Source organism: Ferrimonas aestuarii (genome assembly GCF_005116665.1).
GTDB classification, from domain to species: Bacteria; Pseudomonadota; Gammaproteobacteria; order Enterobacterales; family Shewanellaceae; genus Ferrimonas; species Ferrimonas aestuarii.
Genome location: NZ_SWCJ01000015.1, coordinates 107,056 through 117,917 on the forward strand (window position 1 = coordinate 107,056; position 10,862 = coordinate 117,917).

General features: G+C 54.5%; 7 protein-coding genes. 5 read left to right on the forward strand and 2 right to left on the reverse strand.

What is annotated here, in order from left to right; genetic code table 11:
* Position 1: 1 nt before the first annotated feature.
* Both FCL42_RS16560 and FCL42_RS16565 read left to right on the forward strand, forming a co-directional pair.
* Entirely contained in the window at positions 2-4,669 is a 4,668-nt protein-coding gene (locus tag FCL42_RS16560) for a response regulator (RefSeq protein WP_136864543.1), read from the forward strand.
* Complete coding sequence (locus FCL42_RS16565; RefSeq protein ID WP_136864544.1) at positions 4,670-5,686, forward strand: response regulator; 1,017 nt, start codon at positions 4,670-4,672, stop codon at positions 5,684-5,686.
* On the opposite strand, the gene FCL42_RS16570 is transcribed toward FCL42_RS16565, so the two are convergent.
* Positions 5,664-6,947, reverse strand: a complete 1,284-nt coding sequence (locus tag FCL42_RS16570; protein ID WP_136864545.1) for a sensor histidine kinase — start codon at positions 6,945-6,947, stop codon at positions 5,664-5,666. The genes FCL42_RS16565 and FCL42_RS16570 overlap by 23 nt on opposite strands.
* On the reverse strand, positions 6,944-7,636 hold the full coding sequence (locus FCL42_RS16575; protein ID WP_136864546.1) for a response regulator transcription factor: 693 nt from the start codon (positions 7,634-7,636) through the stop codon (positions 6,944-6,946). Before FCL42_RS16575 ends, FCL42_RS16570 begins: the two co-directional genes overlap by 4 nt.
* Positions 7,637-7,782: 146 nt before the next feature.
* Here FCL42_RS16575 and FCL42_RS16580 point away from each other — a divergent pair, with 146 nt between their 5' ends.
* Genes FCL42_RS16580 through FCL42_RS16590 form a run of 3 tightly spaced genes read left to right on the forward strand, consistent with a single transcriptional unit; the run spans position 7,783 to position 10,581 of the window.
* Entirely contained in the window at positions 7,783-8,787 is a 1,005-nt protein-coding gene (locus tag FCL42_RS16580; protein ID WP_136864547.1) for a glycosyltransferase family 2 protein, read from the forward strand.
* Entirely contained in the window at positions 8,784-10,187 is a 1,404-nt protein-coding gene (locus tag FCL42_RS16585) for an ArnT family glycosyltransferase (RefSeq protein ID WP_136864548.1), read from the forward strand. Before FCL42_RS16580 ends, FCL42_RS16585 begins: the two co-directional genes overlap by 4 nt.
* Entirely contained in the window at positions 10,171-10,581 is a 411-nt protein-coding gene (locus FCL42_RS16590; protein ID WP_136864549.1) for a GtrA family protein, read from the forward strand. Before FCL42_RS16585 ends, FCL42_RS16590 begins: the two co-directional genes overlap by 17 nt.
* Positions 10,582-10,862: the final 281 nt, after the last annotated feature.

A 10,862-nucleotide genomic window follows, 5' to 3' on the forward strand; every position in this document is an offset into this window, starting at 1 on the left:
TATGCGAACGTGGTTAGCGTGGATGTTCTGTTGGGCCAGTCTTGTGCTGGCCCCGGCGTCTGCGCTCGAGTTAACTGAGGCGGAACGCGCTTGGCTGGCGGGCCATCAAAGTGTGGCGGTGGGCGTTTCCGATTGGAAGCCGGTGTTCTACATGCAGGACAACGGCGAGCCGGGGGGCGTCACCTTTGGCTATCTGGAGCTTATCTCTCAAAAAACTGGCCTGAAATTTCATTATGAGGAGCGCCCCTGGCTGGAGCTGTTAAGCGGCATTCGTCAGCGCAGTTTAGACGTTCTGCCTGCCATCTACTTTGCCGAGGAGCGGCAAGATTACGGTCTGTTTAGTCAGCCTTTTTATGATGTTAAAGAGTTTCTCTACATTAAAGCCAATAATCAGGAGATAAACGGCTTTAGAGATCTCAAGGGTAAGCGCTTGGCTTTGGTTGCCGGTTATGAGAGTTGGGGCCGAATTCAGAAGCGATTTCCAGAGATTGAATTGGTGGCCGCAGACGATCTGTTGGGTGCCATCAATAAGGTGTTAAACGGCGAAGCCGATGCGCTGTTTGAAGCTCAGGTGGTGGTGGAACAAACCCTCAATGACTCGCTGATGGGCGGTCTGAAAGGGATTTATCAAGACAGTTTCGAAGACATTCCGCTCTATTTTTTCACCCGCAGCGACCAGCCGCTTCTGGCCAGCATTTTGCAAAAGGGGATGGACGCCATCACCAGCGAAGAGAAGCGGGTGATTCAAAACCAATGGTTTATTAGCGGTGCTCCCCGACCGGATGATTCCTCGGCATTTGACGATCTGCGCTGGCTAACTCTGCTGTTGGTGCTGGTTATCGCTTTCCTGCTGTTGGTGGCCAAACTGCTGCAGCGCTATGTGCATTCCGAGCGAGCGGAGCTGCAGTTTGGTTCGCCGCGATTTGGCCAACTGGTGCTGATTGGGCTTGGTGCCTTTGTCACCTTTGTGATCGCCATGAGCAGTTTGATGCTGGATTACAACAAAGAGGTGCTGAAGGAGCGTACCCACATCTCGCTGGAGGTCATTGCCACGTCAGTGGTGGAGAACCTAGAGAACTTGGTGGGTAGCCACCAACAGGCATTGGCCTTGGTGACTCGAAATCCGGAGTTTGTTGGAGTGGTGGATCGCTTGCTTGAGGTTGACACCACTGCCGAGGCGCTCGTCAGCGCACCTGAGCAGGGCGTGCTGCGGCAGCAGCTCACCTCTCTCAACAGCATTTTGGGGGATTTGGGGTTCTACCTGATTGACCTTGATGGCATCAATATTGCCGCCAACACCGACCAAGCGTTGGGGCAGATAAATTTGATTGCTCGTCGTCAACCCAAACGCTTCGCTCAGATGACCTCGGGGCAAAGCCTGTTTGTGCCGCCGCTGCCCTCCCAGACCCCAAATGAATTCGAGATGTTTGTGTCGGTGCCCATCTTTAATCGCTATGGCAAGGTGATCGCCGTATTGGCGGAGCGTTTGGATCCTAAAAAGGACTTCAATGATCTGATTCAATCTGGGCGAGTGGGAGAGACCGGAGAGACTTACGTCATTGACCGTTCCGGACTGCTGCTCTCCAAAAGCCGCTTTGAAGCGATGCTGATTGCCTCGGGCCAGCTTCAGCCCGGGCGCACCAGCATGCGAGCCTTTTCGGTGCGAGATCCAGGAGCGGATCTGACTCTGGGGGAACCTGCCATTGCTGGCCATCGCCCCCTCACCAAGATGGCAGCCAGTATCGCCCTTGGTCAGGACGGTTATTCCCTAGAGGGCTATCGAGATTATCGCGGCGTACCGGTGGTTGGGGTGTGGAAGTGGAGCGATCTGCTTGGCATCGGTTTGACTACCGAGATGGATGAAGCGGAAGCGCTGGTCTCCTTCCATGCGCTGCGTTCCACCCTCGCACTGGTGTTGGGCAGCACGCTCATCTGCGCTATTGCCGCGATTCTGTTTACCTTAAATCTGGGTAAAAACGCCAACTTAAAATTGGCTCGGGCAAAGTCAGATCTGGACCGGCGAGTAAAACAGCGTACGGCGGAGTTGAGCGATTCCGAAGAGAAGGTACGGCTGCTGCTCAGTTCGGTGGGCCGAGGCATATTGGGCTGTGATATTGCTGGGAACATCAACTTTGTTAATCCCGCGGCGCTGACCATTCTCGGATACGCCGAGTCGGAATTGGTGGCTCAGCCGTTTGAATCAACCTTGCTGACGCGGCAACAACCGATCGGCCCTCCTGCTCCCAGCTTACTGGCCAGTACCCTGTTGTCCGGCGAAATTCGCTACAGCGATGAGCTGCTGCTTCGACGAAAAGATGGCGAGGTATTTAGCGCCGAGTACGCCACTCACCCCATCACCAAGCAGGGGCAGATCTTGGGCGCGGTGGTGGTGTTCAGTGACATCACTGAGCGCAAAGCCATGGAGCGGGACTTGGCGGATGCCAAGCGTGACGCCGAGCAAGCTTCTAAAGCCAAAAGTGAGTTTCTGGCCAACATGAGCCATGAAATTCGAACGCCCATGAATGCCATCATCGGCATGTCCTATCTGGCTTTGGAAACCGAGCTGTCCCGCAAGCAGCGCTCCTACATCGATAAGGTGCATCGCTCCGCCGAATCTCTACTCGGCATCATCAATGACATTCTGGATTTTTCAAAGATTGAAGCGGGCAAGATGGCGCTGGAATCGACGCCGTTTTATCTGGATGACGTGTTCTCATCCCTCTCCAACTTAATTGCCCTGAAAGCGGAAGAGAAGGGGCTCGAGCTGCTGTTCGACGTTGGCTCCGATGTGCCCCAAGCGCTCATTGGCGATCCACTTCGCCTTGGGCAGGTGCTGACCAATTTGGGCAACAACGCCATTAAGTTTACCGAGGCGGGGGAGATCGTCCTACGAGTCAGTTTGGCTGGCGGCAGCGATGCCAGTGTGCGACTTAAGTTTGAGGTGATCGACACCGGCATCGGCATGACGCAAGAGCAGCAGCAGCGGCTGTTCCAAGCGTTCAGCCAAGCGGACAGCTCCACCACTCGTAAGTATGGCGGCACCGGCTTGGGGTTAACCATCAGTAAAACCCTGACCGAACTGATGGGTGGCGAGATTGAGGTTCAAAGCCAACATGGCAAGGGCAGTATTTTTGCGTTTACCGCCGAATTTGTGCTGCAGCAGAACCCGGCGAAGCGCACCGAATTTGATGAACACCTACTTAAAGATCGCACGGCGGTGGTGGTGGATGATAACGACGCGGCGCGGCAGATTCTGCAAACCATGCTTGAAAGCCTTGGTATGCAGGTGACCAGCTTTGACTCGGCCACGGCGGCATTGGCGTGGTTAGCGGATCACGCCTGCGAGCTGCTGTTTGTGGATTGGAAGATGCCCCAGTTAGACGGCTTTGAGTCGGTTGCGCGGTTTCAGCGCCAGCATCCGGATAGTGATACTCGCGTCATCATGGTTACCGCCTATGGCCGTGAAGAAGCGATTCAGGAGGGGCTGGATCATGGTCAGCGACTGGATGGCGTACTGAGCAAGCCTATCACCCCATCAAGCTTGCTGGATGCCATTGGTGAGGCGCGCGGTCATGCCATCGTCAGTAATGTGAAACGCTCAGAGCGGCGCATCAAAACGGCAGATCTTCGGGCCAAGCTTCGCGGCGCTCGGGTGATGCTGGTGGAAGACAATGAGATTAATCAGGAGCTGGCTAAAGAGTTACTCAATCGCAGCGGCATTGAGGTGGTGGTCTGTGGCGATGGTCAACAGGCGCTGGATTATTTGGCTAAGGATAGCCAGTTTGATCTGATCTTAATGGACGTGCAGATGCCGGTCATGGATGGGTATCTGGCCACGGAGCAGATCCGCAGCAATGACCAGTGGCAGGCGCTGCCGATTATCGCCATGACCGCCAACGTGATGAGCCGGGATCTTAAGCGAGCCTTAGATGCGGGCATGAACGATCACATCGGTAAGCCCATCGACATTAAGGAGATGTTTGCCACCTTAGGCCGCTGGATTGAGCCGAAGGCCAACAACGACATAGAAGTAGAGGCAAAGGTTAGTAACGTCTCGACTCCGGTCAGTGGCGATATCGGTTCGTTAGAGCGGCTGTCTGAGCACCTTGATGTGGAGCACCTGCAAACCATCACCCAATCTAACGAGGCGCTGATCTCCAAGTTATTGCGCCATTTTGCTCAAGAACATCGTGATTTTGTTGAGCGTTATCGCACGCTTAACCCAGAGCAGGGCAAGCACGCGGCTCATACCTTGAAAGGCGTAGCGGGCAATTTGGGAGCAACCCAGATTGGCGAGCTGGCGCTGCAACTTGAGTCGACACCGCCGGAGCGCGCCAACGACATCTTGGTAAAGCTGGATACCGCCCTGATTGGCTTTTGCCAAAGTATCGATGGCTTCCTTAGAGCCAAAAAAGCGCAGCCTCGGCAATCGATGGTGAACTTACAAAACGAGCGTCATGAGCTACTTAAACACCTGAACCAACTGCTCGGTGACGACGATACCGAAGCGGTGGAGCTGCTGGATGAGCTGATCACTCAGGAGCAAGACCCATCAATTAAGCGCAAATTGACTAAAATTGCTGATGCGGCAGAGCAGTTTGATTTTGAGCTGGCTCTGGAGCGGCTGCGGCAGTTGGCCTCAGACAACCAATGGGTGCTGGAGGGGTAGGTGGACAGCTTAACGTTATTGGTGGTGGACGATAATCCGGAGAACATCAACCTGCTGTCGGCAGTGCTTCGGGACGACTACAAGGTGAAGGCCGCAACCAGTGGGGAAAAGGCGCTGAAAATTGCCGACAAAACGCCCCAGCCCAGCATGATTCTGTTGGATGTGATGATGCCGGAGATGGATGGGTTTGAGGTGTGTCGCCGGCTGAAATCAAACCCCAGAACCCGGCATATTCCGGTGATCTTTGTCACTGCAAAAATCGCCGTAGAGGATGAAACCAAAGGGTTACAGTTGGGGGCGGTGGATTACATCACCAAGCCCATCAACCCAACCTTGGTGAAGATGCGCGTTCGGACTCAACTGGCGCTGTTTGACCAGAATCAGGAGCTCAAGCGCCAAGTGTCTGAAACCACCAAAGAGCTTCACGACAGCCGGTTGTCGGTGATCCAAACCCTCGGCCGAGCCGCGGAGTACAAAGACAACGAAACCGGCCTGCACGTCATTCGCATGAGCCACTATTCTCGCTTGATTGCCGAGCAGCTAAGCGGTGACGAGTATTGGACCGAACTGCTGTTTCACGCCTCTCCCATGCACGACATTGGCAAAATCGGCATTGTGGACGCCATCTTAAGAAAGCCGGAGCGTCTAGATGGTGAAGAGTGGGAGGAGATGAAACGCCACTCGGAGTATGGCGCCGATATCTTGGCCAATCACACCTCAGAGCTGCTGGTGATGGCGCGGGAGATCGCCTTGGCTCATCACGAAAAGTGGGACGGCAGTGGGTATCCCAATGGCTTGAAAGCCGAGGCGATTCCACTGTCGGCGCGGATTGTGGCCATTGCCGATGTGTTCGATGCCCTGACCTCCGTTAGACCCTACAAAAGAGCGTGGTCGGTGGAGGACGCGGTGAGCTTCATCGAAGCCCACGCGGGCAGCCATTTTGACCCCAGTTTGGTTAAGCTGTTTCTAAATTGCTTGCCTCAAGTGCTGGAGATCAAAGCGCAGTTTTCGGGTTAGAGGGTTCAGGCAAGGTCAGGGTGGCCACACAGCCTCCCTGTTCGCCATTGGCAAGCTCCATCTGCCAACCATAGCGCTGACACAGATCTTCCACAATCATCAGACCTAGGCCGTGGCCGCCACAGGTGGCCTGATCAAGCCCCGGCCCTTGGTCGGTTACCGTGATGGTATTGCCCAAACTCTTTAGCTCGACAACGCCCTCGGCGGTGGCGCCCAGAGCATTTCGAATCAGGTTGCCGAGAATCATCTTAACGACTGCGGGCTCTGCCTGAGTCCAGGGCTCGTCGACGGCCTTCAATTTCAGTTCGATGGGCTTGTTGGCGGTACCAGCCATCTCACTTTCCACCAACTCTTCCAACTCTTCACGCTCGATTTTACGCCACAGGTTTGGGGTATCGTCACGCTCATACTTCACAAGAGAGAGCAGGGCATCCACCATGGTTTGCATGCCGTAGGTGGCTTCTAAGATGCGGTTTTTCTGCCGCTTCAAGAACTCCTCTTTGGTGGAGCGTCCCAGCAGTTTGGCGGCGCCGTTGACGATGGTCAGGGGCGTTTTAAGCTCGTGACTGGCGTAGCGGGCAAAGGCTTGCTCTCGCTGAACCCGCAGGTTCAGTTCATGGCGGTAGTGATTGATGGAGTCGGTGAGCTCGATAAATTCTTTGGCGGCAGTGGATTCCACCGTGATCTCAAACTTGGGGTCGACGGCGGCCTGCTGCAATTGCTCGCTGATCTCCTTAAGGGGCTGAATTAGGCGGCGCGTGAGCATTGCCAGAATGAAACCGGATATCGCCAGCACCACTAAGGTGACGGCCAACACGATGAGAGTCAGCACTACCTCTTCATCTTCGCTCATCTCTACCGCTTCGATTTTGGAAACCAGCACCAATGGGTAACGCACGCCATTTTTGGTGAAGTGGGTAACCGATAAAAATACCGAGCCAAATTCTGGGTGCAGCTCTTCGGCAAACTCCTCCAGCTCAAGGTATTCCCGCGGCACAAACTCCGGCACGTCATCGAGGCGGTCGTAAGCGTAGGTGATGCGGTCGATGGGCAGCGGACCGGTGGCGCCGGTCAGGTAACGGGATAATGCCACCTCTTGCGCCATCATGTTCATCTGGGCGTTAACCGTATCCTCCCCGAGGTGGAAGGTGTAGCTGAACAGAAGCTGGATTGAGATCCCGAGCAGCAGGGCGAAACCGATGAACAGCGCCATCAGCCGAGCGCTCATTGAGCGCACGTTACGAAAAGCCTTGATGATCATTTCGGGGTGTCCAAACGGAAGCCGACTTTGGGTACGGTGATCAAAAGCGGCGTCGCAAAGGGTTTATCCAACTGATTTCGAAGCTGATAGATGTGGCTACGAAGCACGTCGTTGTTTGGCGGTGCGTCGCCCCAAATGGCATCGGTAAGCTGATCTCTGGTCACCAGATCTGGGCTGGCGGTCGCCAACACATTGAGAATTTTATAGGTCGTGGGATTCAGGGCCAAGCGCTGGCCTTGGCGGCTGGCGGTTCTGGCCTTGGTGTCGATCTCAAGATCGCCCACCACGATGGTGCTGGTGGCCAACTGCCCTCGATAACGGCGAATAAGCGCCAACAAGCGCACTTCAACAATGTCGATATCAAAGGGTTTGGTGAGGTAGTCATCGGCACCACACTCAAAGCCTGAAAGGGTATCACCGCGGTCGCTAAGTGCGGTCAGCATTAAGACCGGGGTGGTATTGCCCGCTTCACGTAGGCGTTTGCACACCTCAAAGCCGTCCATGCGCGGTAGCATCAGATCCAAAATGATGGCATCAAAATCGTTATTGGTGGCCAGCTCCAACCCCAAAACACCGTTATCGGCGTAATCCAGCTCCACATCTAGGGCTTCAAAGTAGTCGAACAGAATGCCGGCGATGTCTCGATTGTCTTCCACGAGAAGGATTTTGCATTTGGAGAGAGAGTTCATCTGGAGGTCACCAAGGTAGAGTTACGATCATTGTATTTTGGCCCCGTGAAAAAGTTGTGGATGACATTAATTTCACAGGTGGCTCCTTAACATGTAAGCAATTATTCAGGCGCTTGCGCCGAAATCGACTACAAGCAGGTACTTACATGATCAAAGCACAGCCGCAAGGGGCACAAAAACGTCCCCTGATATTATCGGTTATTGTACCGGTCTACAATGAATCCGAAGGGCTTGCCTACACCCATAAGCGTTTGACTCAGGTGCTGGATGCCATCCCGGAGCGTTGTGAAATCATCTACATCGATGATGGCAGTAAAGACAACAGCTGGGAGTTGGTGCAATCATTGCCAAGCTCCTCCAGTGATCATGTGGGCATTACCTTAAGTCGTAATTTCGGCAAAGAAGCGGCCATGAGTGCGGGCCTGCAGCAGAGCCGAGGCGAAGCGGTTATCTTGATTGACGCGGATCTGCAAGATCCGCCAGAGCTGATTCCCCAAATGTTAGAGGCATGGCGCGGCGGTGTTGATGTGGTCAACATGAAACGCCGGGAGCGCTTGGGAGAGAGCTGGTTTAAGCGCTTTACCGCGGGCAGCTTCTACAAGGTGATGAACTGGGCATCGGATGTGCCGATTCCTGAAAACGTGGGTGATTTCCGCTTGATGAGTCGACAAGTGGTGGATCACATCAATCAGCTTCCTGAGACCAACCGCTACATGAAAGGCCTGTTTGCTTGGCCTGGATTTAAGCAGACCACCTTAGAGTTTGACCGCGATCCTCGCGCCGTCGGCGAGACTAAGTGGAATTATGGCAAGCTGTTCTCTTTCGCCATGGATGGAATCTCCTCATTCAGCATCCGCCCCCTGCGTTTGGCTACGTGGTGCGGTCTGGTTACTGCTTTTAGTGCGTTTGCTTACGGCGCGTGGGTGGTGGCGAAAACCCTGATTTTTGGCGAGGCCGTATCCGGCTATCCGTCAATGATGGTGGTTCAGCTGCTTTTAGGTGGTATTCAGTTGTTGGCCTTAGGCTTGATTGGTGAATACCTTGGTCGGGTGGTGATGGAAGTGAAACAGCGCCCGCAATATTTAGTTCGCGAAGTCAGCCACCAGGATGGGGTGAGCTCTGTGGTATCCCTTGAGGCTCGCCGTTCATGAGTTGGATTAAAAAACACCCCCTGCTGTCGGTGATGTTGTTGGCGATGGCGGTACGTTTGTTGTCGCTCGGAGCTTACCCGCTCACCGACACCACCGAAGCTCGCTACGGTTACATGGCCAAACTGATGGTGATGACCGACAACTGGTTGACGCCTCAATTCGACATTGGCGTGCCATTTTGGGGTAAACCGCCACTGCATACTTGGATGAGCGCCGGTTCGGCCTCGCTACTAGGCATGAGTGAGTTTGCGCTGCGCCTGCCTCATTGGCTCGCTGCGGCAATGATTGTGGCTCTGGTTGGCTGGATTGCCCGCCGGGAGCGCAGCAGTGCGGCGCTGGCGATGATGACTCTGGCCACTACGGTGATCTTCAGTATTGCCGCTGGCGCCATCATGACCGACATGGCGCTGACTCTGGGCATGACCATCGCCATGATCGGGTTCTACCTTGGCTGGCAGGGCAACTACCGAGCGGGGTATCTGGGGTTTGTTGGACTCGCCATTGGGTTGCTGGCTAAGGGGCCGCTCATCATTGTGCTGATGGGGCTGGCGGTTGGTCCATGGTTGTTGATTCAACACGGCCTTGGGGCATTCAAGGTGTTGTGGCAGCGCTTTCCGCTGCTTACCGGCACCGCCGCCATGTTCGTGATTGCCGGCCCTTGGTATCTGGCGGCAGAGAAAGCCACTCCCGGTTTTCTGGATTATTTCATCGTTGGTGAGCACTACCTGCGCTTTGTGGAGTCAGGCTGGCAGGGCGATCTATACGGCAGTGCTCATGACCAACCTCGGGGGACCATCTGGATCTATTGGCTCAGTTCAGCCTTCCCGTGGTCGCTGATATTGCCGTTGCTATGGTGGCGTCAACGTAAGGCCGATAAGCCAGCGTCAGGCGTTTCGGCGTGGCAGAGTTATCTGCTGTGTTGGATGCTGTCTCCGCTGATTTTGTTTACCTTCGCGGGCAACATTTTACCCGCCTACATTTTGCCCGGAATTCCGGCATTGGCTTTGCTGTGTGCGTCATTGGCGGCCCAACGAGATTGGGGCTGGCTGACTAAAGTGGGCATGATTACCCCGGTGATCTTGCTGATCGCCGTGGCGGTGATGAACGTCAAGGTTGGACCTGAGCGCTCGGATAAGTCTCTGTTGGCAGGGCATTATCAGCCGCAAACGCCGCTGTACTACCTGCACAAACGGCCATTCTCGGCTCAATATTACTCCGATGGCCGAGCGCAGTTTGCAGAAAGTATTGATGAACTGCCGACGGTTCAAAGGTACTTGCTTGCCATCCCTTCCGATTGGAACTGGCAACAACTGGGGTTGGAAAACCAGCAGTGCACGGTATTGGAGCAGCGCCGTAAGCGTCAGCTATTGGAGTGTCAGCCTGATGCCAACCTGGATTAAATTTGCCATCGTCGGCGTTAGCGGATTTGCGGTGGACATCACCCTGTTCACCGCATTGACGGCGGGACTTACGCTGGATTACTTCGTGGCGCGGGCTCTGGCGTTTGTGGCCGCAGCGTCCACCACTTGGATTGGCAATCGGCTGTTTACCTTTGCTGAGCGTCAACATGGCAGAGCGAGCAATCAATGGCGTAAAGCTCTAAGTGCGGCGCTAATGTCGGCGCTACCAAACTTTGCGGTGTTCTCGCTGGCCATGATGTGGTTCGAACTGGTCTATCTTGGGCCTCAGCTGTCACTGGTTTTAGGCATCGGTGCCGGAACGGTGTCTAATTTTGCCTTGAGTCATTTTTGGGTATTTAAGGACCGCGCCGAAGAGCGGGCCCAATGGACATAAACTGAGAATAAGTAGCAAAAAACCTGGGAACTTTGCCTATCCGTGTGATGCAAACTGACGAAAGTGCAAAGCAATCCCTTTTTCCCTGAAAGCCTGAGGAGCCAGTTCAAATACCAATCACATTAGTGTGCTTGGTATCGCCTCGGGCTTTTTTATGGTTCTTCGCGGATGAGCGGGGAATAGATACAGAAACGGCTGGTTAGGTTAGAGTTTCATCGCCAAACAAAACCACTCACCAGCCACCAGCCGTTTCGATGTCGCAGCTTACCTTTCCTATTGAG

Excerpts from the sequence above, each read along its gene's own strand:
- FCL42_RS16560 (WP_136864543.1), top strand. The coding sequence starts at position 2 with ATGCGAACGTGGTTAGCGTGGATGTTCTGTTGGGCCAGTCTTGTGCTG.
- FCL42_RS16570 (WP_136864545.1), bottom strand. The coding sequence starts at position 6,947 with ATGATCATCAAGGCTTTTCGTAACGTGCGCTCAATGAGCGCTCGGCTG.
- FCL42_RS16575 (WP_136864546.1), bottom strand. The coding sequence starts at position 7,636 with ATGAACTCTCTCTCCAAATGCAAAATCCTTCTCGTGGAAGACAATCGA.
- FCL42_RS16580 (WP_136864547.1), top strand. The coding sequence starts at position 7,783 with ATGATCAAAGCACAGCCGCAAGGGGCACAAAAACGTCCCCTGATATTA.
- FCL42_RS16585 (WP_136864548.1), top strand. The coding sequence starts at position 8,784 with ATGAGTTGGATTAAAAAACACCCCCTGCTGTCGGTGATGTTGTTGGCG.
- FCL42_RS16590 (WP_136864549.1), top strand. The coding sequence starts at position 10,171 with ATGCCAACCTGGATTAAATTTGCCATCGTCGGCGTTAGCGGATTTGCG.